This is a genomic window from Pseudomonas sp. BN414, assembly GCF_029871275.1.
Lineage (GTDB): Bacteria > Pseudomonadota > Gammaproteobacteria > Pseudomonadales > Pseudomonadaceae > Metapseudomonas > Metapseudomonas resinovorans_C.
Genome location: NZ_SSOL01000053.1, coordinates 1 through 26,999 on the forward strand (window position 1 = coordinate 1; position 26,999 = coordinate 26,999).

Sequence of the window (26,999 nt, forward strand, 5' to 3'; positions counted from 1 at the left end):
GCCGCCAAGGTCGCTGGCGTGTCCAAGGTGCTGGTCGCCGACCACGCTGCCTACGCGCACCAGCTGCCGGAAAACGTCGCTCCGCTGATCGCTGAGCTGGGCAAGGGCTACAGCCACGTGCTGGCGCCCGCCACCACCAACGGCAAGAACTACCTGCCGCGCGTGGCTGCCCTGTTGGACGTCGACCAGATCTCCGAGATCATCGCCGTCGAAAGCGCCGACACCTTCAAGCGTCCGATCTACGCCGGCAACGCCATCGCCACCGTGCAGTCCTCGGCTGCCGTGAAGGTGATCACCGTGCGTTCCACCGGTTTCGACGCTGCTGCCGCCGAAGGCGGTTCCGCTGCTGTTGAAGCTGTGGGCACCGTGTCCGACGCCGGCAAGTCCGCCTTCGTCGGTGAAGAGCTGGCCAAGTCCGACCGTCCGGAACTGACCGCGGCCAAGATCGTCGTCTCCGGCGGCCGTGGCATGCAGAACGGTGAGAACTTCAAGCACCTGTACGCCCTGGCCGACAAGCTGGGCGCTGCCGTGGGTGCGTCCCGTGCCGCTGTCGACGCCGGTTTCGTGCCGAACGACATGCAGGTTGGCCAGACCGGCAAGATCGTTGCCCCGCAGCTGTACATCGCCGTGGGCATCTCCGGTGCCATCCAGCACCTGGCCGGCATGAAGGACTCCAAGGTCATCGTCGCGATCAACAAGGACGAAGAAGCCCCGATCTTCCAGGTGGCTGACTACGGCCTGGTGGCTGACCTGTTCGAAGCCATACCGGAACTGGAACAAGCCCTGTAAGGAGAAGCCTGAAATGAGCGCAATCGACCTGGCTGCCTGGATTGGCCGTACTGAAGAGAGCCACGACCAGATCAGCCGCAACCTCGTGATCCGCATCGCAGCCACTCTGGGCGAACCGACCCCGGCGCATGGCGAGGCTCTGCCGCCGCTGTGGCACTGGGCCTTCTTCCAGGACCCGGTGTTCGAGTCCGGCCTGGGCTCTGACGGTCATCCCGCCCGGGGAGGGTTCCTGCCTCCAGCGGACAACCGCAACCGCATGTGGGCGGGCAGCCGCCTGGAGTTTATCGAGCCCCTGCGGGTTGGCGGGGAGGTAACCCGCGTGTCCACCATCCTCGATGTTCAGGAGAAACACGGACGTACGGGATCGCTGCTGTTCGTCACCGTGCGCCATGACCATTTCCAGGAAGGCCGCCTGGCACTGCGCGACGACCAGGACATCGTCTATCGCGAACCCACGCCACCCAAGCTGTCCAACTCCGACAAGTTGCAAAGCGGGGCCTGGATGGAAACCGTCGAACCGACCCCGACGCTGCTGTTCCGTTACTCTGCGGTGACCTTCAATGGCCATCGCATTCACTACGACTGGCCCTATGTCACAGAGGCCGAGGGCTATCCGGGGCTGGTGGTGCATGGTCCGTTGATCGCCACCCTCAACCTGCGAGCCTTCTGTCGCGCGAACCCGCAGGCACGCCTGCGCCGCTTCGCCTTTCGGGGTCTGCGGCCGTTGATCTGCCCGACAGCTTTCCAAGTAGGCGGCGAACTGGTGGGCGATGGCAAAGCCAAACTCTGGGCAGGTAATGACGACGGCTTCGCCCAGGTGGGCGACGTGGAATTCGATTGATAGGGCAGGGGAGTACCAACATGAGCAACACATCGATCCGATCCGCCCTATTTGTGCCAGCTACGCGCCCGGAACGTATTCCCAAAGCGTTGGCCAGCGGTGCCAGCCGGGTGATCGTCGACCTTGAAGATGCCGTGCAGGAGAATCTCAAGGTAGAAGCCCGGGGCAATCTCGAGAGCTTCCTGGTAGAACACCCAGATGTGCAGGTATTGGTGCGGGTCAATGCACCGTCCCATCCGCAGCACGCAGCGGATCTGGAACTCTGCAAGCGGCATGCGGGTGTGGTAGGCGTCATGCTGCCCAAGGCTGAAACGGCTGAGCAGGTGAAACTCGCAGCTTCTACCGGCAAACCGGTCTGGCCGATCATCGAAAGCGCCTGGGGCCTTTGGGCAATACAGGATCTCGCGACTGCGCCTGGGGTCGAGCGCCTGTCCTTCGGGAGCCTGGACCTTGGCCTGGACCTCAACCTGGCCCCGGGTAGCGCTGCTGCAGAACAGGTCATGAACCAGGCCCGTTACGCTGTGCTGCTGCATTCCCGCCTGGCCGGCTTGGCGCCACCGCTGGATGGCGTCTATCCCGACATCAAGGACAGCGACGGCCTGGCTCGTACGACAGGCTTTGCGCGGGATATGGGCTTTGCCGGACTGTTATGCATTCACCCGAGCCAAGTGGAAGTGATCCACCGCGAACTGCGACCCAGCGAATCCGAACTGGACTGGGCGCGCCGCGTGCTGGACGCAGCAGCCTCCGGCGAAGGCGTGTTCGTGCTGGACGGGGCCATGGTGGACGCGCCGGTGATCGGACGGGCACGCTACCTGCTCGAGCGCGCGGGCGAGTAACGGCATCGTCAGGGGGGCGGTCGCAGTTGAAATCGCTCCCCGAAAGCGGGATAGGAAACCGCCTGACCTGACGATCACGAACCCCGTCCACGCCACGGGGTTAGCGTTTTATGCGCGGAAATTTCAATTGAAACTGAGGAGAACAGCCAGGGACGCACGGTGGTCTGTCCCAGAACTGGTGGACAGGTAGTTAAGAGCTACTGCTCGCATTTCGCCGCTCAAACTCCATCGGACTGAGATAGCCCAACGTCGAGTGGCGACGGCGGTGATTGTAAAAGCGGATGTAGTCGAACAGGTCGGTTTTCGCCTCCTGATAGTTGGCGTAACGCGTCAGGTACACCCGTTCGGCCTTCAGCGAGCGGAAGAAGCTCTCCATCGCGGCGTTGTCCCAGCAGTTCCCCGGACGTGAGTGGCTGGGCACGATGCGATGGCGCCGCAGCAAGGCTTGGTAGTCATAGACGCAGTATTGGCTGCCACTATCCGAGTGCAGCAGCACCTCTGCCTGTGGTTGGCGGCGTGCCACAGCCATTTCCACCGCGGCGTGCACCAGGGCCTGCTGCATCCGGTGGTGCATCGCCCAACCGACGACGGCGCGTGAATATAAATCGAGCACGACGGCCAGATACAACCAGCCTTGGGCCGTCCGCACGTAGGCCATGTCCGAGACCCAGTGCCGATTGGCGCGATCCGAGGCGAACTGGCGATCCAGGTGATTCGGCGCAATGGGCAGAGCGCGACGACTGCTGGAAACCAACCGCCAGCGCTTGCGCGAACGAACACGCAGGCCGGCTTCGCGCATCAGTCGAGCGACCCGGTGCCGACCACACGCCTGCCCCATGGCCGTCAACTCAGCCTTGATGCGGCGATGGCCATAGATCCCATTCACCTCGTGGTGAATGGTGCGGATCTCCTTGCTCAGACGCCGATTCGCCATCTCTCTCGCCGAAGGTGGTCGCTGTTGCCAGGCTTAGAAACCGCTGCGCGATACCCGCAGCAGCCGGCACATCGGTGCTACGGGGTAGCGACCAGCCAACGCCTCGATGGCGCGAAACCTCACTTCGTGGGCTGCCAGAAGATGGCGAGCGCCTTCCTAAGAAACACCTTTGACAGCCTGAAGGGTGAAGCCAAATTCAGCCGCCCGACGGTGCAAGCCTTTGACAACACGCTCGCGATACTTTTGCTCGTAGTGGTCGGCGCCCGGATCCTCATAGGCCATGCCGAAGCGCATCGCGTTATAGAACAGGATGGCGATCTTGCGAGCGGTGGCGGTCACGGCCTTGGCCTTGCCGATACGTGCCGACAAGCGTCGGTAGAAAGCACCCAGCGCCGTATTGGTTTTGCCAATGGTCACCGCAGCCAAGCGTAAATGCGCGGTGACCCGATTCTTGGTCTTGCGTGTGTGGGCGGAAAGCACCTTGCCACCGCTGATTCGGCAACCCGGCGCCAACGTCAGCCAGGAGGTGAAATGCTGCGCGGTACGCCATCGGCTCAAGTCGGTGCCGCACTCGGCGACCAGACGCAAGGCCAAGTAAGGGCCAATACCATGGATCTGCGTGAGGTCGACGCCGACCAATTGATAGAGCAAGGTGCGGACGTCGAAGTTGAGTGCGTTCGGCCGTCGCGTAGGGTGCCGTGGTTTGGGTAACGGCTCGCCAGGCAATGGCCTCTGCTGAGCGAGTTGGTGCAGGCTCCGCGCTATTTGCTGGTCGCACAGTTCAAGCTGCTTCTGGTAGGCGTCGTACATGGCCAGCGCCTGCGCTAGGGCAAAGACATGCTCCGGTTGATAGTTGCCGATCAGAGCACTTCGGATGATCTCGAGACTGGACTTGCAGCGTGTGTCACGCATGCGGGCCAAGGTCAGGGCATCGCGTTCACCGGCAACGATGGCTCGAATGATGCGCATACCCGTGGCCCCGGTTATGTCGGTGACCACATGATGTAATTGCAGATTCATGTGGGTGAGCGCCTTTTGCATGTGCTGAATATGCGCGGCGGCGTAATCAAGGTGGCGCTCTCGCAGGCGCAGGTAGCTGCGTAACGCCGCAATCTCGCGATCGGGATGGAAGCTGGCTCGCAGCAAACCACAGGCATGCAAGCGCTGGATCCATTGCGCGTCGTTGACGTCGGTTTTGCGCCCGGGCACGGCACGGGCATCCCTGGCATTGGCCAACACAACCTGCAGGCCATGGGACTCCAGAATCTCGTAGACCGGGATCCAGTACACCCCAGTCGACTCGATTGCCACGGTAGTGATCCCGAGATCAACCAGCCAAGCGGCCATGCGTTCCAAGTCGGCAGTAAACGCGTTAAAGGTTTGCACCGCCTCTTCTGTGATGTCGGCAGGCACCGTCACCACATGGAAGCGCGAGCCGATATCGATGCCGGCTGCTCGGTCACGAATGACCGGCAGGCCATGACGCTGCGCTTTGGACGTTTTCATGAGTTCCCTCCATTCACCGGAAGTGCTGGACGGGGACTCGGATCAAATCACATTCCTAAACGGGGTCACGAAACGCGCCACCACTAACGGGTCCGCAGCTTCCGCTGGGGCAGGTTTTTTGACGGGGACGGAGCCTCCAAAAAGCAGACGACCACTGTCCAGCGGGGTAAGTGTAGTGGGCGTGTTTCTAACCCAATGGGCCGCGGAGTGCCGGGGAGGCGGTTTTTTAACAGGATCGGCCATTAGCAGTCATTCGAATTACCTAAAGAAGTAGGGCAACCAAGTCTGCGCTTGGAGCAAGCCATTCAGCGTAGCCGCCTTGGTTTCGGCGGCTGAGTATCCAGCTTGTGGCTGTCGACTTACATCTGCTGATAGGAGGGGCCGGACATCGCCCTATTTGAGTAATGTCCGGAGGTGCCGCGGACCGTGATACGGTCCGCGGGTGCGAGGGGCGCCGGCACCAAGTAGCCCGACACGATTTGAGTTACGACGCCTCTCGAACGAGTTTGCCGTACTGTCTGCAAGTGTCCCGCGGATGGGAACGTTCAGGCTCTTAGCGCACGGCAGTCCTGAGCGGACCAGGCGATCCGGATTCGTTCTCCTGGCGCGGTGGGCACCAGTCCAAGGGTGTTCGGAGATTTGATTATGAAGTCATCCCGCCCACATAACGCCACACGAGTGCGAAGGTGGTCACCGTGGTAGATGACTTCGCATACTTCGGCCTCGAAGCGGTTCTCCAGTCCCTCATCCCGCATTAGGCTGACTCGTTCCGGCCGTAGCGAGAGGCTGGCCCGATCGCCAGCCGAGAGTCCCGGGCTGGCCATAGCGCCGATGCTCTGGCCGCAGTCGGTTAGCAAGGTGCAGCGGTCGCCAGCTACATCCCTGACGATGCCATTGAGCCGGTTGTTCTCGCCGATGAACTGCGCAACAAAGGCGTTGGCCGGCTTCTCATACAGCTCGCTGGGAGTCGCCAGCTGTTGGATGACACCGTCGTTGAAGACCGCAACCCTATCGGACATCGTCAGGGCTTCTCCCTGGTCATGGGTCACGTACACCATGGTGATGCCTAGGCGATCATGCAGGCTCTTGATCTCGTACTGCATCCGCTCGCGCAATTGCTTGTCGAGCGCGCCGAGGGGCTCATCCATCAGTACCAGTTTGGGCTCAAAGATCAGCGCGCGCGCCACCGCCACCCGCTGCTGCTGTCCTCCGGACAGCTGGGATGGGCGTCGGTCGGCCAAGTGGCGCAGGTGAACCATGTCCAGTGCGCGGTTCACCCGTTGCTCGATCTCTGCCTGGCCCAGGTGCTGTACGCGCAGTGGGAAGGCTAGATTCTCTGAAATGCTGAGGTGGGGGAAGAGGGCATAGTTCTGGAACACCATGCCGATGTTGCGCTTGTGGGTGGGAATTCCGCCTATGGGCTTTCCGTCGAGGAAGATTTCCCCTTCGCTGGCACTTTCGAAGCCCGCCAGCATCATCAGGCAGGTTGTTTTCCCTGAGCCGGAAGGGCCGAGCAGGGTCATGAACTCCCCTTCGCGGATATCGAGCATCAGATTCTTGACCACCAGATGCTCACCATCGTAGGTCTTCTTGACGCCATGGAAGCGGACGAAGGCATCTTTGATTACGGACATGCGTGCATAGCCTCTTGGACTTGTATTTGGCAGGACTTCAAGAATTAGTGTGCCGCTGAGCTCTTGCCGGCCATTCGACTCGCATAGCGCTGGAGCCAACCCAGTGTCAGCAGGAACAACGTCGACAACAGGGTCAGCATGAAGGCCACGGCGGTAATGGAGGGGCTGAGGTTCTCCCGTACCCCGGAGAACATTTCCCGCGGCAAGGTGCGTTGTTCGGGGCCTGCCAGCAGCAGTGACACCACCACTTCGTCAAAGGAGGTGGCAAAGGCAAAGACCGCACCCGAGGCGACCCCGGGAAGGATCAGTGGCAGTGTCACGCGGCGGAAAGTCAGCATAGGTCCCGCGCCCAGGCTGGCGGCGGCGCGCAGCAGCGAACGGTCGAGGCCCTGGAGTGTGGCATTTACGGCGATGACCACGAAGGGCGTGGCCAGCGCCGTATGTGCCAGGACCATTCCCGTGAAGGTGCTGGCCAGCCCGAGTGACGAGAACAGGAAGTACACGCCGACGGCAGTGATGACCGTCGGCACGATCATCGGCGACAACAGCACGGCAAGCAGTAATCCCTTCAGGCGGAACTCTGCGAGATTGAGGCCCAGGGCCGCCATGGTGCCCAGGGCAGTGGCCAGAGTCATGCTGGCGAGCCCGATCAGTAAGCTGTTCTTCAGGGCGAGAATCCAGCGAGGGGATTCGAATACCGCCGCGTACCACTGCAATGAGAAGCCATCCAGCGGATAGCTGAGGAAGCTGCCGCCGTTGAACGACAGCGGGACGATCGCGAGGATCGGTGCGACCAGGAAGATCAGGACCAGGGTTGCTGCGCAACGATTGAAGTTGCGCCAGGAAAGGAAGCTCTGCATGGGGTTCTCCTACCGCCCGATTCGCTGGGCGCCGACGAGGCCGACATAGACCCTGTACAGCACGAGGGTGGCCAGCAGCAGCACCATGCCCAATGCCGCGGCCAAGCCCCAGTTGATGGTGCCGCTGGTGTAGAAGGCGATGTAGTAACTGATCAACTGGTCATTGGGACCGCCGATCAGCACCGGCGTGATGTAGTAGCCGAGGGCGAGGATGAACACCAGCAGGGAACCGGCGGCCACGCCTGGTAGCAGCTGCGGCAGGTACACCTTCAGGTAGGCGTGAACGGGACCGGCGCCCAGGCTGGCCGCGGCGCGCATCTGCGATGGTGGTACCGCGCGCATCGCGCCGTAGAGCGGCAGGATCATGTAGGGCAGGAGGACGTGGCTCAGAGCAATCAGCACGCCAGTGCGGTTGTAGAGCATCTGCAACGGTTCACCGATGACGCCCACCTCCATCAGCAGGCGGTTGACCAGGCCATTCCCCTGGAGGACCACCACCCAGGCGGTGGTGCGGACCAGCACCGATGTCCAGAACGGCAGCAGCACCAGGAGCATGACCAAGGCAGTGATGCGTGGTGAAGCACTTGCCATAAGTTGCGCGACCGGGAAGGCGAGCAGCAGGCAGATGACGGTGACGGACAGGGAAATGCCCAGGGTCCGGCCAAAAATGCTGGTGTAGTTCGATTGCCCTTCGGGAACCCGGACGATGCTTCCCGCTGCGTTGTGGGTGAGGTCCAGCGATGTCATCAGGTAGAGCCCAGTCAACGGTCCACGTGCCCTTTCGAGGGTGGCCCAGGTGGCCACCTGTCCCCATTGCGGGTCGAGGGTAGTGAAATGTTCCTTCCAGCTGGCACCGGAGCTTGTTCCCGTAGGCACTGGTTTGCGCGCGCTTTTGGTGATCAGGTTGCGCATGCCCGGCTGGTCGTAGTTCAGCCGGCGACCTATGGTTCCGACCGTTCGTTCAGTTCTGGCCCGTTCCAGATCGGCCCCGAGGGCTGCGAACGCCGCTTCGGCGGGAAGCGTGTTGCCGTCCCAGTCGCGCAGGGCATCGAGGGTTCGCGGCAGCAGGGCTGCGGTTTCCCGATCGTCCACCGCCAGTTTCATCATGCCGCTGAGCGGCATGATGAAGGTAACGGCCAGGAACAGGAACAGCGGCGCAATCAGCAGCAAGGCTTTGCCCTGGCGCACCCGCTCCAGAGGGCAAGCCCTGCTCCGCGCAGGGCTGGTGAGAATGGCGAGGCTACTCATGATGGATTCCAGGTCAGCGGGTTCGAGCCGGTCACTTGGCTGACCAGGCGGAGAAGCGCTCGGTCAGGCTGTCGATGTTTTCCAGCCAGAATTCCGCGTCGAACGGTACCGATTGGGCGAGGGCCGACGGGGAGGTGGGAAGTTCGGCCTGCACCGCCGCCGGGATCAGCGCGTTGGCGTTCTTGTTGGGTACGCCGTAGCGGATCTTCGCAGGGAACTGGGCCTGGTGCTTCGCATCGGCGAAGTAGGAGAGGAAGCGGTAGGCGTCGTCTTGGTTGCGGCTGCCCTTGAGCATCACCCAGTTGTCCACCATGAACACGCCGCCGTTCCAGACCACCCGGAAATTGCGCTCATCGGATTCGTTGCTGGCGAACACTCGACCGTTGTAAGTGGTGGTCATGGCGACCTCGCCGGAGCCCAGGAGCTGCATCGGCTGGTTACCCGCCGACCACCAAACCACGCTGGACTTGATCTGGTCGAGCTTGGCGAAGGCGCGGTCAACGCCCGCCGGGGTGCGCAGGAGTTCATAGACCTTCTCCGGCGGAACGCCGTCCGCCATCAGGGCGAACTCCAAGTTCATCTTCGGTCCCTGGCGCAGGGCGCGCTTGCCGGGGAATTTCTTCAAGTCCCAGAAATCCGCCCAGGACTTGGGGCCGTCGGCGAGTTTGTCGCCGTCGTAGGCAATGACGATGCTGTAGACGTTCGCCCCGAGACCGCATTCGCTGGTCGCCCCGGTGATGAACTGCGATTCGTCGCCAATCCGCGAAAAGTCCAGGGGTTCGAACAGGCCTTCTTCACAGCCCAGTACCAGTTCCTCGGGCTCTACCTGGACGAGGTCCCAGTTGCTGTCACCGGCCTGGATCTTCGAACGCAGGATGCCGATGCCACCGTCCCAGCTGTCTTCCTTTAGCTTCAATCCCTGAGCGCGCAGTGGATCGAAGAATACCTGGCGCTGTGCGTCCTGAAACACGCCTCCCCAGGACACCACGGTGACATCGGCCCCCGCGCTACCCATCAGTAAGAATCCGGCCAACAGGCCACCCAGCTTGCAAGGTGTGTTCAGGGACATGCGCGTATCCTCTTGATTGGAATATTCGGACGTCGAGGCGTCACAGTTCCTAAGCTACGCATTTGCCCTGCGCCCGCCGTCACCTTGATAGGTGACCTCGGTAGGGAGTCGATTCCCCTATCATTACGGGGCGCCACTGTTAGCGCAGGCCCCGAATCTTTGCGGGGCGGTTTCCGACCAGTCGGCAGGCTAGCTCTTGATAACGCCTGAATAAGCCTAGAATCCGGATCATTGGCCTGAAAGGAAGGGTCTCTAACTTCAACGCTCCGCGGCGTCACCCAGTCGGTGCTGACGAAGGAGAGGTTGGTCTGGTTCTTGCCTATGACCATATGAATGACACGACGCAACACCCATGGACCGGGCGGATTTCCTGCCATGCAGGCCACACAATGAATCGACCACGCGCGAGGTGTACCCACGATGATCGCCGCCATGAACAGAATTGCGGATCTGGTTGGGGGAATTGGTAACAGCGGCTTCGACCAGAGTTTCTACAGCTTCTGCCATGACCTGCTGCAGGTTGATCAATGCACGGTGTTTCGCTTCGACCGACACGGTGTTCCCCAGTGCTTAATCGCCGAAGCCCAGGATGGACAGTCACGTTCGCTCGCTCGCCAGTTGGCCAACGAGTACACCGACGGGGCTTATCGCAGGGACCCGAATCTCGCCATCGATCAGATCGGAAACTGCTCCAGTGAATCGATGATCGTTCGCTGCGTGACGCCGGCGAGCATCCTGGACAAGGGCTATCGCCGCCGCTTTTACGACGAAGCGTTGGTCCGTCAGGAGCTGGCCCTGATTGCACCGCTCGAGGGCGAGACCCTCTACTGCAGTTTCTACCGCTCCGAGGAACGCATGGATTTCAGCGGGGAGGAAACCGGCCACCTGCATCAGCTGGGCAACATACTGGCGCAAATGCTCGGCAAGCATGCGCAAGTAATGCACCTGCGCAGCAGGTGCGATACGGGCCTGCCGGAGCCGGCGAACCTGAACCCGGAGCGTCGCGCACGGATGTATGAGGAGCTTCGGGCATCATTGCTCAAGGCGCCCGGCAGCCTGACCCAGCGTGAGGCGGAAATCTGCGCGTCCATTGCCCTGGGCTACACCACCCTGGGTATCAGCCTGAATCTCGGTATTTCCATCAACACCGTGGCCACGCATCGCAAGCGTGCCTACTCCAAGCTGGGCATTTCCTCCCAGAACGAGCTGTTCGCCCGCTATTTTGACAGTCTGAACGGGCTTCACCCCTCCAGCTGAGGCCGCCGCCAGGATCGGCGCCCACGATTGAGAACGCCCCCGCGCAGGCTCTGCTCAGGGGCGTTTCTTTTGGGGCCGGTCAGGCGAAGGCGCAGGCTTCCTCAAACGACAGGCGCGGTAGCCGCGGATACAGCTTGGATGGATCTCCGTACCCGACGTTGCAGAGGAAATTGCTGCGGATAGTCGTGCCGGCGAAGAAGGCCTGATCCAGGCGCTCCCCGTCAAAGCCCGACATGGGCCCACAATCCAGACCCAGGGCGCGAGCCGCCAGCATCAGCCATGCGCCTTGCAGGCTGCTATTGCGGAAGGCGGTCAGTTCGGCGACCTCGAAATTCTCGCTGAACATTTCGCGCACATCGGCATGGGGGAACAGCTTTGGCAGGTGCTGCCAGAAGGCGATGTCGTAGCCAATGATCACAGTTACCGGCGCACTCATCACCTTCTCGACGTTGCCCGGACTCAGGCAGGGTTCAAGGCGCTTCTTACCATCCGGCGTGGTGACGAAAACCAAGCGCGCCGGCATGCCATTCACCGCAGTCGGTGCATAGCGCACCAGCTCCCAGAGTCGGCGCAGCAGCCGACCACTGACTTCATGGGGCTGCCAGCCGTTGTGGCTGCGCCCATTGCGGAAGAGCAGGTCGAGCCCTTTCTCGTCCAGCGCTTCCAGTTCCCGCTTCAGGTTCTCGGCCGTTTCCAGAATTGAACTCATCTTGGCCTCTCGCTCAGGTTGAGAAGCCGGCCCAGTGGGCCGGCCCCGGGGTGACTCACCAGGGGTTGGCGGTGAAGGTGCGGTCGAGCACGTCGACCACTTCGTCTACGTGGTCCTTGGTGAAGGTCAGCGGGGGGGAGATGATCAGTTTGTTGACGATGGTGCGGATCATCACGCCCTGGTTCACGCAGCCCTCGGAGATGGCGATGGGGTAGGCGTCCTGCGGACCGAACGGGTCCTTGGATTCGCGATCCTTGACCAACTCGATCGCCAGCATCAGCCCCTTGCCACGGACGTCGCCTATGGCGCGGTGTTTGTCCTTGAGTTCCTGCAGGCGCTGGAGGAAGTAGTCGCCAACGATGCGAGCGTTGTCGGCCAGATTCTCCCGTACCACGATCTCGATCGCCGCCAGGCCGGCGGCGCAGGCGACCGGGTGTCCGGAGTAGGTGTAGCCGTGCATGTAGACCGAGGTGAAGCCCACATCCCGGTCCCAGGCCTTGGCCACGCGCGCGTTGACCAGGGTGGCGCTGAGGGGCACGTAGCCACTGGAAATGCCCTTGGCCAGGCACATGATGTCCGGCTTCACGCCCCAGCCCCGGGAGCCGAACAGCGAGCCGCTGCGGCCAAGTCCGGTGATCACCTCGTCTGCGATCAGGAGGATGTTGTACTTGTCGGCGATCTGCCGCAGGCGCGGCCAGTAGGAGGCCGGGGGCACGATTACTCCGCCGGCACCCTGGACCGGTTCTGCGATGATGGCCGCCACGGTGTCGGGGCCCTGCATTTCGATCTGCCGCTCCATGAGCTGGGCGCAGATTTCCGCGAGTTCCTCGGGATCATTGGTGAAGGGGTTGCGGTACAGGTGTGGGCCTTCTACCTGGAAGAACCCCGGCATCAATGGCTCGTAGCTGCTCTTCCAGGCCACTCCGCCGCAGGCCGACATGCCCCCGAAGTTCAGCCCGTGGTAGCCGTTGTACAGGGAGATGAACTTGAACTTCTGCGGTTGACCCTCAAGCTTCCAATACTGGCGGGCGATCTTCAGGGCGCTTTCCACCGCATCGGAACCGCCCAGGCCGAAGGAGGCCTTGACCATGCCCTCCTCGGCAGCAATCTCCGCCAATCGGGTGGACAGGGCAATCGACGGCGCGTTGGTGCTGCCAGGGAAGAGCGAGTAGTACGGCAGCTGCTCCATCTGCCGGGTGACCGCGTCGATGATTTCGCGGCGACCATACCCGGCATTAACGCACCACAGGCCGCCCTGGCAGTCGATGAACCGGCGCCCGTCGATGTCGGTGATGTGTACGCCGTCCCCGGACTCGATGATCAGGGGCGGGTTGTCCTGCAGGGCCTTTGGGTCCTGCATCGGGTGCATCACGTGCAGCGTGTTGTGTTCTTTCAGCCAGGCGCGCGAGGTGCTAGTCATGATCAACTCCAAGTTCATGCGAAATAGGCAGAGGCTGCGCTGGGACGCGCCACCTTGAGTGCGACTGTAGGGAGTGCTGGCTGACGCGTATCTACCCTCAACAGGTGATTCGGACGGTTCGAGCGCGCAAAAAAAAAGGTTCTTCACGGATTACCGGGGAAGGCGGCTTTAATTTTCATGAAAAAGAAGTCGCTGTCCCGGTAGCCGTAGGCCATGCGCTTGATCACTTTGATGCGGTTGTTGATGCCCTCCAATTGGCCGGTATGCATGGGCCAGCGCACCCGGCTGAGGATGCCGCGCCAGTAGCCACTCAGGCGTTTGGCAAACAGCATCAGCGCCGGTATGTGGCTTTCCTGGGCATTCCTGAGCCACTGCTTCCAGGCCGCCCGCCACTGCCAAGCGCTGGCGGCCGTCCACAGCCCCTTGAGCTGGGCCTTCATCAGGTACACGGTCATCAGCGTTTGGTTGGCGTTCAGCAGTTCTTGCAGGTGGATCTGCTGCTCGGGCTGGCGCAGGTTTTCCGGATTGCGCAGCAACAGCCAGCGCGCCTGCTTGATCACGCGGCGCGCCGGCTTGTCGTGGCGCAGCCGATTGGCCTCATCCACCCGCACCCGATCGAGCACTTCGCGGCCGTATTTGGCCACCACATGGAACAGGTCGTAGACCACCCGGGCGTGCGGGCAGTGCTGGCGCACCTCGAGGTCGAAGGCGGTGTTCATGTCCATGGCCACCGCCTCGATGCGGGCGCAACCGGCCGGCCCCAGGGCTTCGAAGAACGGGCGGATGGCCTCGCGGCTGCGCCCTTCGCCGATCCACAGCACCCGCCGGGTCTCGGCATCCAGCACCACGCTGGCATAGCGATGCCCCTTGTAGAGGGCGAACTCGTCCATTACCAGGCGCCTCGGCACGGCCGGCGGCAGCGCCCTCAGTTGCGCCTGCAAGCAGCGTCGCTCGAGCAGGCGCACGGTGCCCCAGTGCAAGCCGAACAGCTCGGCGACATGCCGCGTCGGCAGGCGGGCGCACCAGAGCGCCACCGCCTCGGCCAGACGCCGGGTCAGGCGGGCATGGCGCCCCAGCCAACTGACCCACTCGGCCCGCCGACCACAGCCGCTACAGGCCAGGCGCCGCAAGTGCACCCGCAACCGCACCGGACGGCCGAGGATGGGCAGGTCGCGGATGCGCCGCGTGCAGTACTCATGCACGGCCGGGCTCGGCTGCTGGCAGCCGCCGCAACGGGGCACCCGCCGCGGGTCGGGCCTCAGCTCAATCTGCAGCGTGTCGGTTTCGGAATTGATGGAGACAACAGAAAATCTCTCCCAGAGCGGAGGGAAAGCGGTAGCATTTGGCATCAGAACGGCGGTTTCGGTTTAAGGGTTTGGTCGCACAAACATCTTCAACCAAATCGCCGTTCTTTTTTCAGGGCTCCCCGGAAATCCGCGATGAACCAAAAAATGCCGCTGGCAACTCCACGTGTGCCAGCGGCCAAAAGCCTTTCGGGGGAAAGGCGGATCAGAGTGTTACGGGCGCTTGTAGCCGTGCGCCACGCCGAAAAGCTTCTCGCGCTCGGACCAGTTGTGGCGGGCGTCCCAGTGCATCAACACCTCCATCGCTTCGTTCTTGAACATCTTGTCCATCTCCGGCGTGGCGGTATGCACGCTGAGTTCCAGTCGATGCCCGGATGGGTCGAAGAAGTAAATCGATTGCAGGAAGTCGTCGTGGTTCACCGGCCCTATCACCTTCACGCCCTTTGCCTCCAGGTCGCTCTTCGCTGCCAGTAGGGTGTCCATGTCCTTGACCCGGAAGGCGAAGTGCTGGACCCAGCCGGGGGTCTCCGGGTCACGGCCGGATGCGGCGCCGGGATCGTTAGGCAACTCGAAGAAGGCGATGCAGCTGCCATCTTCCATCTGGAAGAAAATATGGATGTGTGGGCTGTAAGCGCCGGTGGAAGGCACGTGGTCCTCGCCCATGGCATGGATGAACTCAAGACCGAGGACATTGGTGTAGAAATCCACCGTTTCCTTGGCGTCCTTGCAGCGGTACGCCGCGTGGTGAAGGCTTTGGCACAGCATGGGCAAGCTCCTGCTCGTGGTCTGTGGAGGGGGCGCTCAGCGCTTGTAGGGGGCTACCACTTGATCGATCGCACCGAAGATCGAGTGGCCTGCATGGTCGAAGTGTTCAATGCGGACCCGGTCGCCGAACTTCAGGAGCGGCGTAGTGGCTTGGCCGGTCTTGATGGTTTCCAGCGCGCGGAATTCGCCGATGCAGCCGCAGCCGACGCTGTCGTCCTCGTTGGATACGGTTCCCAAACCCACCAGAGTCCCGGGTTCGAAGGCTCGGGTCTTGGCGACGTGAGCGATCATATGGCCGTAGTGGAAGGGCGTGTCGATGCCGGTCTCGATGTCGCCGAAGAGGTCGCCTCGGACCCAGCACCTCATCTTTCCGGAAACCAACTTGCCATCCCACAGGTCCCCCAGCTCATCCGGGGTTACCGCGATCGGCCCGAGGCTGGACGCCGGTTTGCCAGTCAGGAAACCGAAGGTACGTTTGAGCTCCGCGGGAATCAGCGCACGCAGTGACACATCGTTCAACAGCACGAAGAGGCGTACGTAGCTGGTCGCGTCATCTGTGGAAACGCCGAGCGGAACGTCACCGGTAATCGCGGCGATCTCCGCCTCGAAGTCGATGCCCAGGTCTTCGCTGGGCAGTTCGATTGGATCGTTCCATGCCATGAAACCATGGGAAATACCCTGGTAGACCAAAGGGGCCTGCAGCACGTCATCCGGCAGAGTCTCGCCACGTGCCTGGCGGTTGCGACGGATATGGCTCAGGTAGCAGGCACCGTCCAAGTATTGATAGCTGCGGGGCAGGGGAGCGGCCAGTTCGTCGAAGTCGAGGGCGAAAGCACCCTCGGCCAGGCCTTGGTTGAGAGCCTGATATTGCTCATTCAGCGCGCGCTCTACTGACTCCCAGTTGTCCAGGGCGGCTTGCAATGTCGGCGCGATGGGGCCAGCTTCTACGGCTTGGCTGAGGTCCCGGCTGACGACTAGTAGCACGCCGTCGCGGCCAGATTTTCGTGACGCAAGTTTCATAGTTTCTACTCCACTCTGGGACAGGGAGCCCGGCGTGGACCGGTGCTCTGGTAATGCATTGCCGCGAGGTCAGCGCTGCGGGGCAGCGAACAGCGCGTGTAGGTTGTTGTCGTTGAAGAACAGGTCGGGATCGAACAGCCCTACTTCCATTGAGAGTGCGACGAAGCGCTTTTCCTGGATCGGTGCGCAGTGGTGCTGCAGGGTGGCGAAAACCGTCGCGGCGATTTCCCTGCGCAGCTCCGGCGGTCGCGCCGCACTTAGCTTCAGCTCGACATGGATACCGGCGAAGTCACGGCTGCCATCGGCGAAACGGTACTCCTCCACTCGCCGCGCCCGGCTCCTGATCCCGCCAGTGGGAAACAGCGCGAGCTCGATCAGTTGCGCATGTACCGCTTCGAACAGTGGGGCGAGAGCCAGCTCGCCCTCCAGGTTGGCGGTGTACTCGACAATGAAATGCGGCACGATCAAGACGCCTGGATCAGCACGGTCTTGGTATCCAGGTAGCCCTCAAGACCTTCTCGCCCCAGGTCGCGGCCGAAGCCGGATTGCTTGGTCCCGCCTTCCGGCAGGGCCGGGTAGGGGAAGCCAGCGGTGTTGACCGAGACCTTTCCGCACTTCAGGCGCGGTATCACCTGGTGTACTCGGCTGACACTCCCGCTCCAGAGGCAGGCGGCCAGTCCGTAGCGGCTGTCGTTAGCCAGCGCGATCGCTTCCTCCATGTCATCAAAGGGCAGGACAGCCAGGACCGGTCCGAAGATTTCTTCCTGGACCAGCGGATCTCCTTGGCGCACATCGGCCAGCACGACCGGTGCCGCGAAATAGCCTTCGGCCTCGGGCGCCTCCCTGCGGGTCAACAGGCTTGCCCCGCCAGCGCAGGCGCGACTGACGTAACCCTGTACTTGGTCGAGTTGGCGGGCATTGATCAGTGGGCCCAACTGGCTGGCCGGGTCGAGGCCGGCCCCTAGGACCAGGCTGTCTGCATGCCGCGCGATGCCTTCTGCTACTTGCTCAAAGACCTTGCGCTGCACATAAAGGCGCGAGCCCGCCACGCAGATCTGGCCGGAGTTGGTGAAAATCGCATTAGCGGCCCCTGCGATGGCTTGTTCTAGGTTCGCGTCGTCGAAGACGAGAGTCGGCGACTTGCCACCCAGCTCAAGGGTGACTTTCTTGAGGCTATCAGTGGCCAGGCGGTTGATCAGCTTCCCGGTGGCGGTCGAGCCAGTGAAGGAAATCTTGGCTACCAGTGGGTGAGACACCAAGGCCTGGCCGGCGTCTCGCCCGAGGCCAGTGACGATGTTGACTACGCCTCGGGGGAAGCCTGCTTCGGCAATCAGCCCGGCGAGAGCAAGGGCAGTCAGTGAGGCATCTTCGGCGGGTTTCAGTACGACGGTACAGCCGGCGGCGAGGGCGGGAGCCAGCTTCCACATCGCCATCATGAGTGGCACGTTCCAGGGAACGATGGCCCCGACGACCCCGACAGGCTCGCGGGAGGTGTAGCCAAAGAACTGGCTGCCCGGGAACGGCATTTTTACGTCCACGGTTTCGCCCGCGATTCGCGACGGCCAGCCGGCCATATAGCGCAGCACCCCGGCAGCCCCGCCGATATTGATATTGGCAAAGCCCAGCGGCATGCCGTTGTCGACGGTTTCCAGTTCGGCCAAGAGGCCGGCATTGGCCTCAATCAGTGCGGCAAGGCGAAGGAGCAGGCGCTCGCGCTCCAGAGGTGCGAGCCCGCGCCAAACGTCGCCATGGAAGGCCGCGTGAGCCGCTTCGACGGCCGCATTGACCTCGGCTTCACTGCCGCCGCCGATGGCGCTGATCGATTGCGCATTGGAGGGATCGATCACTGGGATCGTGCTGCTGGCGGTGACCCACTCGCCACCAATGAAATGACCGTGAGTACGATCGATGAACTCGCGAGCCGGACGGCTCAGTCGGGTGTAGTCGTTGCCTGGAATCGCCATGGCCTCGGCTCCCTAGCCCTTGAGGGGTAATTGAAGGTAACCCGATGCTAGAGGGACTTCTCGAGCGAACCCATACCCGCCAAAGGTGACCTTGCGCGCATGCCTTTGGGCTGCCGTGGGCTGGATGTGATGTTTGGACCGCCTATCTGTGGCAAAAAAAGCCCCCTTGCGGAGGCGAGTAGGTATTACGAAGTGGAGTATCTACTTCAGGCCAAACTGCTGTATTGCATGTTCGCGCAGGCGGCCTTTCTGGACTTTGCTGGAGCCAGTCATGCCAATGCTTTCGAAGTCCTCTACGATGGCCAGGAAACGCGGCACCTTGAAGTTGGCACATCGTTGCTTGCAGAAGCAGATGAGTTCATCCGAGGACGCTGAGACACCTTGCTTCAAGGTGACGTATGCCGCTGGCACTTCCCCCAGCCGGGCGTCGGGTACACCGATTACTTGCGCCAATTCAACGGCCGGGTGCTTCAGCAGCACTTGTTCCACTTCAAGCGGGGACACGTTTTCGCCACCGACACGGAACATGTCCTTGAGTCGCCCCACAAAACGCAGGCGTCCATCGGTGGAAAGTACGCCAAGATCCCCAGTGTACAGCCAGCCGTCGCGCAGGGCCGAAGCGGTCTGCTCGGGCAGCTTGTAGTAACCCTTCATCAGGCTCCAGCCGCTGGCGCAGATCTCGCCCGGCTGGCCTGCCGGCAACGCCTCACCGGTAGCCGGGTCGCGGATTTCAACCTGCAGACCTTCGTGGGGCTTCATGGAGCCGTCCAGGCGATATTCGAGCGGCTCGCGATAGTCGGAGATGACGATGTTGGGCGATGCCTCGGACAGGCCATAGGCATTGCAGATTTCCGCTGCTCCCATCTTGTCGACTACATCCTGGAGGATCTGCGGGCTGGCGGCGGCCCAGCCACCACGCAGGTACAGATTCTTCTCTTCGAAGCTCGGGTCGGCGAGCAGCATCAGGAACATGGTGTCGTTGCCTGAGGTCAGCGTGCAGCGCTCCCGGCTCATAATTTCCAGCGCCTGTGCGGGGTCGAAGGTTGCAGCGGTTACCAGGGTAGCGCCATGCACCAGGGCCACGAGCAATGACATGGTGCTACCGGCCACATGGTAGAAGGGACGGGGGCTGAAATAACGGTCTTCGTGACGCACGCCCATGCGCTCGGCTACGGACTTGGCGACACCCAGCATGGAGGCGTGGCTGAGCATTACGCCCTTAGGAAATGCGGTGGTGCCGGAGGTGAACTGGATCAGCAGGGTATCGTCCGATTGCACCTGGTCACGCGCCTTGCCCAGTTCCGCAACACCAATACCCTTGCCGAGGCTGAGGAAGCGTTCTTCGCTAGTTGCACCTGCCGGAACGTTCTCGCCAAATACGACCACATGTCTCAGCAAGGGCAGGGCGTCGCCGGGAAGCGCTTGGTTGATGGCTGGCTCGACCTCGCGGAGCATGGCGCTGAAGTCAATCTTCCCCAGGAAACGGTCGACGCAGAAGAGGGCGCGCACGTCCTCGTGGGCCAGGCCGTAGCCAAGTTCCTCTGTGCGGAAGCGGGTATTGAACGGCACGCAGACAAGTCCAATGGAGGCTGCCGCATACCAGATCACTGCCCACTGCACGGAGTTGCCCATCAACACGCCGATATGATCGCCGCGCTGGAGGCCCAGGGCGATCATGCCCTTTGCCGTGGTCTCGACCTGCTTGAGCAAGGCGCTGTAACTCAGGCGGCCGTCTTCGGCTACCAGCGCATCATTGTCCGGATGTCGGCTGGCGACGTCCCTGAGGACTGACCAGAGCGGACCGGGAAGCGGAGAAGCGAATGCAGTCATCATTTGTCCTCAGGAAAACGAAGTCATGCCGGCACGCCAGGTGCCCTGGTTGAGGTTTTCCTCGATCGCGAGGATTTCGTGAGCAAGTGCGCCAAAGCGGGTGTCGTCGACACCCCGGTCAATCGTGCGCTTGGCGCTGCGCATGGCTGCGCCAGGTGCTGCCGCGATGCTCCGAGCCAACTCGATGACGAAGTCGGGGAATTCCTCGTTGGGGCGTACCTGGTTGACCAAGCCAATTTCGACGGCTTCCCACGCAGACACTTCGCGACCGGTGAACATCAACTCCTTGGCGATGCGACGGCCGACGATGCGTGGCAACCGCTGGGTCGCGCCAACGGTGCCCCAGCGTGCCTCCGGGTAGCGGAAGCTCGCAGCCTCGCTGGCAATGATGAAGTCACAGGCGCCGGCAATCTCGCAGCCCGAGCCCACGGCCGGTCCCTCGACGACGGCTACAACTGGCATCGGCAGTTCTTCAATGGCTGCGTACACTGCGAAGGCTTTGATACGCCGCGCCCGGATCTGGTCCTCGTTCATCTCTTTGCGTTCTTTCAGATCGGCACCGGCGCAGAACACAGGGCCATTGGCGCGGATAAGGACCACATGAACGTCCTGGCGTGCGCCGACTTCACGAATGGCGGCATGCAGGTCTTGGCAGAGTCCAGTATTCAAGGCATTGCGCGCCTCGGGGCGATTCAGAGTGATCGTGGCAATGTTTTCGTCGAGGGACAGGCTTACGCTGCCCAGTTCCAGAATTTGCATGTTCAGATCGCTCCGTCAGTGCGCAGTGCTTCGATTCGCTGGGGGCTGTAGCCCAGGCCAGACAGAACCGCTTCGGTGTGCTCGCCCAGCAGTGGTGGACGGCTAGGGGCCGGATTCTCCAGACCATTGAACTGGAAGGGCAGGCGGATCGCCGGGAAGCGCCCGCCCTCTGGGTGCTCGAACTCGCTGAACACACCGCGGGCGTTCAGGTGGGGATCCACTACCACTTCGTCCAGCGTCTTCAGCGGGCCGGCTGGTACTCCGGCTGCGTCGCAGGCGGCGCAGAGTTCGTCGCGGGTCATCCGTCCTGTGGCTTCACTTAGGGCTGCCATGACCTCGTCGCGGTGCATGACGCGACCGCTGTTGACCTGCAGCCTCGGGTCCTGAGCCAGATCGTTGAGACCCAGGAGTTCGCACAGCGGGTGCCAGTGCTGGTCGGCACCTGTGATGTGAACGAAGCCGCCGTCAGCGCAGCGGAAGCTGGCGGAGGGCACACGGCCCGGGTGCTCGGTGCCGAGGCGCTCCGGCACTTCGTCCAGGGCGAAGTAGCGGGCCGCGGCGAGCGCCAGCAGGCTGATCTGGCCGTCTAGCATCGAGAAGTCCAGATAGGAACCAGCACCGTCGTGCCCCCGGCCTTGGAGCATCGACACGATGCCAAGTGCAATCCAAAGGCCGGAGCTGAGATCCGAGACCGGGATGCCGGGCTTGACCGGCCCCCCGTCCTTCTCGCCGGTCAGGCTCATGATGCCGCTCATGGCCTGGAACACAGTGTCGTAGCCTTTCTTCTTCGCGTAGGGTCCGGTCTGGCCGAACCCTGTGCAAGACACATAGATCAGCCGCGAATTGACTTCCTTCAGGCTGGGCCAGTCGAGCCCATAGCGTTTCAGGGTACCGACTGGGAAGTTCTCCAGCACCACATCGGCGCTGCTGACGAGCTTACGAACGACCTCCTGGCCCTCGGCGCTGCGCAGGTTAACGGTGATGGACTCCTTGCTGCGATTAAATGCGTAGAAGTACGCGCTGCGTTCATGGCCCAGGGCTGCTGCCAAGGCATCCTCATCCAACTGGTCTCGGACCAGTTCGTCTTGACCGACGAAGGGTTCGTAGCCGCGGGTTTCGTCGCCGCACAGGGGCTGTTCCACCTTGATTACGCGAGCACCCAGTTCAGCCAGGATCATCCCGGCGAACGGGCAGGCCAGCACCCGCGCCAATTCGATAACGGTAATGCCTTCCAAGGGTTTCATGCGACCTGCTCCTTCTGCCGGAAGGCACGCATCTGGGCGTTCAACTGTTGGCCCAACTTGAGCCCTTCGCTGAAGGGGAGCTCCGCCACCTGATGGAAGATCTTCTTGGTTGCTTGCATGGCGTTCTGCGGGTGTGCCGCCAATGCGAGTGCCAGCTCCTCGGCTTCGGCCAGCAATTCATCGTCTGGCACTACGCGGTTCACCAGACCCAGCTTCAATGCTTCCGTTGCATCGACTGTGCGACCAGTGGCCACCAGCTCAAAAGCCGCCTTGCGACCTACGTGCTCGACCAGGCCTGCCATCACGATGGCGGCGACAATGCCATGTTTCACTTCGGGATAGCCGAAACGTGCCGATTCGCTCGCCAGTGCGAGGTCGCAGGAGATCGCCAGTCCACTGCCGCCGCCCATCGCGTAGCCGTTCACTGCCGCGATTACCGGCTTGCTCATGTGTTTGACCAGCCCTTGGAGTTCGGTGGTTAGGGCGGCACGGCGATCCACCAGTTCCTGGTTGTCCGGGGTCAGCACTACGAATTCGCGGGTGTCGGCGCCTGCGCAGAAACCGCGCCCGGCGCCGGTGACTATCACCGCGCGCACGGCTTCGTCGGCATCAGCCGCCTTCAGTGCAGCTACCAGGCCTTCGGTGAGGGCGAAGTTCAGCGCATTGAGTTTGTCGGGACGGTTCAGCGTGATGGTCTGGACGCCGTCGGCGGCTTGGGTCAGAACGACTGGCTCTTGGGTCATTGTGCAGGCTCCCGTCAGGATTGCATGGCGCGCAGGCGGGATAGTGCCTGCTCAAGTTCTTCGATCAGCGAATGCATGATGGCGCTGGCGGGCAGCAGCTCGCGGACAAGGCCGGCGGATTGGCCTGCTTCCACTTTTCCGTTGCCGATGTCGCCATCAAATGACGCTTGCTTAAGGCTTGCGGAGGCCAGCAGGGCCTCGTACGCAGCCGGGTCGCGTTCGGGGAGGCCTTCGCGCTCGGCGTTCGCCACGCGTTCCGTGAACGCATTGCGAAGGCTGCGGACGGGGAGCTTGCGTCCTACGAGGACGGTTTCATCAATCTCTGCCTCCAGCACCCGCTGCTTGTAGGCAGGGTGCAGGTTGGCTTCTTCGCTGAGCATGAATCGGGTGCCGAGCTGGACTGCGTCGGCGCCAAGGGCCAGCAGGGCAGCGATGCCGAAACCATCGGCAACACCACCACCGGCCACGACGGGAATGCTGACTTCCTGAAGCACCCTACGCACATTCACCAGGGTGCTCACTTCATTGGCCGGTGGATGGCCGCCGGCTTCGCTTCCTACCACCACCAAACCGTCGACGCCGACCGCACTGGCCTTGATCGCGTGCTCGACGAAGGCGACGACGTGCAGCCAAGTGGCGCCGTAGTCCTTGAAGCGTGCCAGATGTGCCTTCGGTGAGCCCTGGCTGGCGATAATCACCGGGACACGTTCGGCGACCAGTAGATCCAGAACTTCTTCAGCACCCTTGCGGTAGAGAGGCATGTTCACCGCAAAGGGCTTGTCGGTAAGTGCTTTGACCTCACGGATTGTCTCTGTGAGATCCGGCAGGCGCATGGGGCCCGCCGCGATGACGCCGAGACCGCCGGCGTTGGAAACTGCTGCCGGCAATGCCGCGCAACTCGATGCCCAGCTCATGCCAGCCTGAACGATCGGATAGGAGATACCCAGCAAACGGGTCAGACGGGTATCGATAGGCATCGATCAGTCCTCATGGTCTTCATCTTCAGGGTGGTCGTAGGGGGTGTGCTTTTTCAGCTCGCCGAAGTAGGCCAGGCTGTTGGCGTAAACCCGCTGCATCAGCGCCTTGAGTTGCTCGCGTTCCTCACCGGACAGCCCGTCAAGCATTGCTTCGTTACGGGCCTGGGAATCGTCGAGGATGCGGCGCACCAAGTCCTTGCCCGCTGGGCTCAGGCAGAGCAGGGCGCTGCGTCCATCCTCCGGGTTGGGTTGGCGCTCGATCAGTTCGCGCTTGCTCAGATTCGTCACCAGTCGACTCATCTGGCTCTTCAGTACGCCGGCATGCTTCGCTACTCGAACCAGCGGGGCTTCACCGAGGTAGTCGAGGATGGCAAGGGTCCGCCACTCCAGCACCGTGATGGAAAAGTGCTGGGGGATCACCAACGCAGCAATCCGGCTGGAGAGTCCTGCCAGACGCTGCAGTTGCACGGAGAACAGGTCGCGCATGTCTGTGGATGCTTCGATATCGCGATTGACTGCTGTTGCTTGTTTTTTCATGGGGTCACCTGTGAGGAGTTCCTGTCATCAGTGCCTCATTGTTCTGGACTGCCCGGACTTGCTCAACGGCTGAATCGCGACTGGGCGACAAGTTTGTCGAGCGTGGCATCCAGGCCCTTGGTGAACGCATCTAGCACCAGATCGACTTCTGCCTCGGAGATGATCAGTGGCGGGGCAAACACCACCGAGTCGTTGAGGGCGCGAGCGGTCACTCCGTTGGCTTCGGTTTGCTGCGAAACAGCCAGACCGACTTTCCACTCCCTGGGGAATGCGGTCTTGTTCGCTTTGTCCGCGACGACCTCCACACCCCACATCAAGCCTTCACCACGCACTTCGCCCACCAGGGGGTGGTCGGCCAGCTTGCGAAGGCCAGCGCCCAGGCGGCTGCCGACGCGCTGTGCATGCTCTGGCAACTGGCGCTCCTGGTAGATGTTCAGGCATTCGAGGGCGACGGCAGCCGGCACAGGGTGGCCGCCGTAGGTGTAACCATGGCCGAACACCCCGATCTTCTCGCTCTGGCTCTTCATGGCCTGATAGATGCCTTCGGAGATCATCAGGGCGGAGATCGGCAGGTAGGAGGCCGACAGCGCTTTGGCGCAGGTCAGCATGTCCGGTTTCAGGCCGAAGGTCTGGGAACCCCACCAGTTGCCGGTGCGGCCGAACCCACAGATGACTTCGTCGGCTACCAGCAGGATGCCGTGACGTTTCAGTACGGCCTGGATCTTCTCGAAGTAGCCGGCCGGCGGGGTGATGACGCCACCGGTGCCCATCAGAGGCTCGGCGAAGAAGGCGGCGATGGTGTCTGCGCCCTCCCGTTCGATCAGTGCTTCCAATTCCACGGCAAGGCGGCTGGAGAAGGCTTCTTCACTCTCGCCCGGCAAGCCCTCGCGGTAGTAATGGGGGCAGGTGACATGGAGGAAGCCGGGCAGGGGCAACCCGAAGTCCTGGTGCAGGTGCGGCAAGCCGGTAAGGCTGGCACTGGCCACTGTGGTGCCGTGATAGGCGCGGTTGCGGCTGATGATCTTGCGGCGCTGAGGCTGGCCGACGGCGCTCCAGTAATACCAGGCCAGCTTGATCGCGGTGTCATTGGCTTCCGAGCCGGAGCAGGCGAACAAGACCTTGGACATCGGCACTGGTGCGAGCTGGATCAGACGCTCAGCCAACTGAATCGCCGGCTCGGTGGAACGATGGGCGAAGTTCTGGTGATAGGGCAGTTCCTGCATCTGACGCAGAGCAGCGTGTACCAGTCGCTCTTCGCTGTAGCCCAAGGCCGCACTCCACATGCCCGACATGGCATCGAGGTAGCGCTTGCCCTTGTCGTCCCAGGTATAGACCCCCTCGCCACGAACCATGACGGTCGGACCCACCTGCTCGTGGACCGCGAGGTTGGTCTGGCTATGGATGTGGAAAGCGATATCGGCGGCGTGCAACGAATTTGACATGGCAATTGCTCCTGTTCGGACCTGCGATCGGGCTGCTCGCTGAGTAACCCTGTTCATCCAATATGGTTGACAATGTGAATCATGTGGTTCATGTTGTCAACCATCTCGAGGGGCCAGCTGGCGATAGAGATGGCAGACGGACAGAAGGCACTAAAGACCCACTCCCGATGCCGCAACAGGATGTAGCTTTGAGAATTACCGCTGCCTAAGAACAAGTCCCGCGCCTGACAGGGCGCTAGAAATAGGAGCTGGAAAATGATCGATACACTCCCCTCATCCAAGGCGATCCGCCTCTTCCTGGGCGCCGTGGCCGTCAGCCTGGCAGCGCCCGTGATGGCCGCCGAGGAGCAGACCGTCACCGTGGCCGGTTATGGTGGCAATCTGCAGGACGCGCTGATCCAGACACTGTGGAAGCCCTCGGCAGAAAAGGCCGGCCTGACCCTGCGCACTGAATCGCATGATGGTCAGCCGTCTGTCCGTTTGCAGGTGCAGTCGGGCAAGCCGAGCTGGGATGCCATCCATATCGGCGCCAACGACTGCGCTGCGCTTTCCGAGCAGGGAATGTTCGAGCCACTGGACTTTTCCGTCATCGATGCCAGCGGTATTCCCAGTCGCGCGCGGGGTAAGGACTGGATCGCCACCAACAGCTACTCGGTGGTGATGGGCTGGCGCACCGACAAGTTCAAGGAGGGGCCGAAGAACTGGCAGGAGTTCTGGGACGTAAAGAAATTCCCCGGACGTCGCGCATTGTCGGTAGCCCCGGATGAAATGCTCGAAGTTGCCCTGTTGGCCGACGGTGTGCCGCGTGACCAGCTCTACCCACTGGATATCGAGCGCGGCTTGGCTTCGTTGGAGAAGATCAAGTCGGATGTTGCGGTTTGGTGGACGTCTGGCGCCCAGTCTTCGCAGCTGATCAAGGACGGAGAGGTCGACCTGATTGCCATCTGGAGTAGCCGCGTCGACTCCGTTGTGAAGGATAAGGCCCCGGTTGCCTACACCTACGATGACGGGCTGCTGGGCTATGGCTGCATGGCCATCTTGAAGGGGGCGAAGAATGTCGCCGCCGCCCAGAAGCTGATCGCTAACACAGTCTCCGCTGATATCCAGGCACGTATCCCGACCATGATGGGCTACTACGGGCCGACCAATAACCAGGCCTTCGAAAAGGGCAGTTTCTCAGCGGACATTCTGAACCAGTCGAACATGTCGCCTGCCAACCGCGCCAAGCAGACCATGATGGATCCGCGCTGGTGGGGTCAGCATGTCACTGAGGTTCAAGAAGACTACAAAGAACTGATCGCACAATAG

General features: G+C 62.0%; 24 protein-coding genes and 1 pseudogene. 5 read left to right on the forward strand and 20 right to left on the reverse strand.

The annotated features are described in order from the left end of the window. The 3 genes from E8E95_RS10365 to E8E95_RS10375 all read left to right on the forward strand — a co-directional run. A partial coding sequence (locus E8E95_RS10365) for an FAD-binding protein (RefSeq protein WP_280349758.1) occupies positions 1-789 on the forward strand: 789 nt, incomplete at its 5' end. Between the two features lie 13 nt (positions 790-802). Continuing rightward, positions 803-1,630 carry a MaoC family dehydratase N-terminal domain-containing protein gene (locus E8E95_RS10370; protein ID WP_280349759.1) on the forward strand — a complete coding sequence of 276 codons (828 nt, stop codon included), beginning with the start codon at positions 803-805 and terminating at the stop codon, positions 1,628-1,630. Between the two features lie 20 nt (positions 1,631-1,650). Further along, entirely contained in the window at positions 1,651-2,469 is an 819-nt protein-coding gene (locus tag E8E95_RS10375; protein ID WP_280349760.1) for a CoA ester lyase, read from the forward strand. Between the two features lie 190 nt (positions 2,470-2,659). Here the strand turns inward: E8E95_RS10375 and E8E95_RS10380 are convergent. The 6 genes and pseudogenes from E8E95_RS10380 to E8E95_RS10405 form a co-directional block, all read right to left on the reverse strand. Further along, positions 2,660-3,424 (reverse strand): annotated as a pseudogene (locus tag E8E95_RS10380) (IS3 family transposase); the annotation flags it as partial. Between the two features lie 135 nt (positions 3,425-3,559). After that, on the reverse strand, positions 3,560-4,909 hold the full coding sequence (locus tag E8E95_RS10385; RefSeq protein WP_280349761.1) for an IS110 family transposase: 1,350 nt from the start codon (positions 4,907-4,909) through the stop codon (positions 3,560-3,562). Between the two features lie 545 nt (positions 4,910-5,454). Beyond that, positions 5,455-6,543: an ABC transporter ATP-binding protein gene (locus tag E8E95_RS10390; RefSeq protein ID WP_280349762.1), complete on the reverse strand. Its 1,089-nt coding sequence runs from the start codon at positions 6,541-6,543 to the stop codon at positions 5,455-5,457. 44 nt (positions 6,544-6,587) lie between these two features. After that, positions 6,588-7,403 (reverse strand): ABC transporter permease, encoded by an 816-nt coding sequence (locus tag E8E95_RS10395; protein ID WP_280349763.1) that lies wholly within the window; start codon positions 7,401-7,403, stop codon positions 6,588-6,590. A 9-nt stretch (positions 7,404-7,412) separates the two neighbouring features. Next, entirely contained in the window at positions 7,413-8,651 is a 1,239-nt protein-coding gene (locus tag E8E95_RS10400; protein WP_280349764.1) for an ABC transporter permease, read from the reverse strand. A gap of 31 nt (positions 8,652-8,682) precedes the next feature. Further along, the gene (locus E8E95_RS10405; RefSeq protein ID WP_280349765.1) at positions 8,683-9,720 is read right to left on the reverse strand and encodes an ABC transporter substrate-binding protein; all 1,038 of its coding nucleotides are present in this window, start codon (positions 9,718-9,720) and stop codon (positions 8,683-8,685) included. Between the two features lie 420 nt (positions 9,721-10,140). On the opposite strand from E8E95_RS10405, the gene E8E95_RS10410 reads away from it, so the two are divergent. Continuing rightward, a complete protein-coding gene (locus tag E8E95_RS10410; RefSeq protein ID WP_280349766.1) occupies positions 10,141-10,977 on the forward strand; it encodes a helix-turn-helix transcriptional regulator in 837 nt (278 codons plus the stop codon). A 79-nt stretch (positions 10,978-11,056) separates the two neighbouring features. Here E8E95_RS10410 and E8E95_RS10415 read toward each other — a convergent pair whose 3' ends face one another. The 14 genes from E8E95_RS10415 to E8E95_RS10480 form a co-directional block, all read right to left on the reverse strand. Then, on the reverse strand, positions 11,057-11,686 hold the full coding sequence (locus E8E95_RS10415) for a malonic semialdehyde reductase (protein WP_280349767.1): 630 nt from the start codon (positions 11,684-11,686) through the stop codon (positions 11,057-11,059). A 55-nt stretch (positions 11,687-11,741) separates the two neighbouring features. After that, positions 11,742-13,106 carry an aminotransferase class III-fold pyridoxal phosphate-dependent enzyme gene (locus E8E95_RS10420; RefSeq protein ID WP_280349768.1) on the reverse strand — a complete coding sequence of 455 codons (1,365 nt, stop codon included), beginning with the start codon at positions 13,104-13,106 and terminating at the stop codon, positions 11,742-11,744. A gap of 143 nt (positions 13,107-13,249) precedes the next feature. Continuing rightward, positions 13,250-14,455 carry an ISL3 family transposase gene (locus tag E8E95_RS10425; RefSeq protein WP_280349769.1) on the reverse strand — a complete coding sequence of 402 codons (1,206 nt, stop codon included), beginning with the start codon at positions 14,453-14,455 and terminating at the stop codon, positions 13,250-13,252. 168 nt (positions 14,456-14,623) lie between these two features. Then, the gene (locus tag E8E95_RS10430; RefSeq protein WP_280349770.1) at positions 14,624-15,175 is read right to left on the reverse strand and encodes a VOC family protein; all 552 of its coding nucleotides are present in this window, start codon (positions 15,173-15,175) and stop codon (positions 14,624-14,626) included. A 36-nt stretch (positions 15,176-15,211) separates the two neighbouring features. Then, entirely contained in the window at positions 15,212-16,195 is a 984-nt protein-coding gene (locus tag E8E95_RS10435) for a fumarylacetoacetate hydrolase family protein (RefSeq protein ID WP_280349771.1), read from the reverse strand. Between the two features lie 69 nt (positions 16,196-16,264). Further along, positions 16,265-16,657, reverse strand: a complete 393-nt coding sequence (locus E8E95_RS10440; RefSeq protein WP_280349772.1) for a 5-carboxymethyl-2-hydroxymuconate isomerase — start codon at positions 16,655-16,657, stop codon at positions 16,265-16,267. Positions 16,658-16,659: 2 nt separating this feature from the next. Next, positions 16,660-18,159, reverse strand: coding sequence for an aldehyde dehydrogenase family protein (locus tag E8E95_RS10445; RefSeq protein ID WP_280349773.1), 1,500 nt, complete (start codon positions 18,157-18,159; stop codon positions 16,660-16,662). A gap of 201 nt (positions 18,160-18,360) precedes the next feature. Further along, entirely contained in the window at positions 18,361-19,989 is a 1,629-nt protein-coding gene (locus tag E8E95_RS10450) for an AMP-binding protein (protein WP_280349774.1), read from the reverse strand. Between the two features lie 9 nt (positions 19,990-19,998). After that, positions 19,999-20,748: an enoyl-CoA hydratase/isomerase family protein gene (locus E8E95_RS10455; RefSeq protein WP_280349775.1), complete on the reverse strand. Its 750-nt coding sequence runs from the start codon at positions 20,746-20,748 to the stop codon at positions 19,999-20,001. Positions 20,749-20,750: 2 nt separating this feature from the next. Continuing rightward, the gene (locus E8E95_RS10460; protein WP_280349776.1) at positions 20,751-21,992 is read right to left on the reverse strand and encodes a CaiB/BaiF CoA-transferase family protein; all 1,242 of its coding nucleotides are present in this window, start codon (positions 21,990-21,992) and stop codon (positions 20,751-20,753) included. Further along, positions 21,989-22,735 (reverse strand): enoyl-CoA hydratase/isomerase family protein, encoded by a 747-nt coding sequence (locus E8E95_RS10465; protein ID WP_280349777.1) that lies wholly within the window; start codon positions 22,733-22,735, stop codon positions 21,989-21,991. The genes E8E95_RS10460 and E8E95_RS10465 overlap by 4 nt, the downstream gene beginning before the upstream one ends. A 14-nt stretch (positions 22,736-22,749) precedes the next feature. After that, positions 22,750-23,712, reverse strand: a complete 963-nt coding sequence (locus E8E95_RS10470; RefSeq protein ID WP_280349778.1) for a nitronate monooxygenase — start codon at positions 23,710-23,712, stop codon at positions 22,750-22,752. A gap of 3 nt (positions 23,713-23,715) precedes the next feature. Further along, positions 23,716-24,249: a MarR family winged helix-turn-helix transcriptional regulator gene (locus E8E95_RS10475; RefSeq protein WP_082073296.1), complete on the reverse strand. Its 534-nt coding sequence runs from the start codon at positions 24,247-24,249 to the stop codon at positions 23,716-23,718. A gap of 62 nt (positions 24,250-24,311) precedes the next feature. Then, positions 24,312-25,691, reverse strand: a complete 1,380-nt coding sequence (locus E8E95_RS10480) for an aspartate aminotransferase family protein (RefSeq protein WP_280349779.1) — start codon at positions 25,689-25,691, stop codon at positions 24,312-24,314. 255 nt (positions 25,692-25,946) lie between these two features. Here E8E95_RS10480 and E8E95_RS10485 point away from each other — a divergent pair, with 255 nt between their 5' ends. Next, positions 25,947-26,999, forward strand: coding sequence for an ABC transporter substrate-binding protein (locus E8E95_RS10485; RefSeq protein WP_280349780.1), 1,053 nt, complete (start codon positions 25,947-25,949; stop codon positions 26,997-26,999).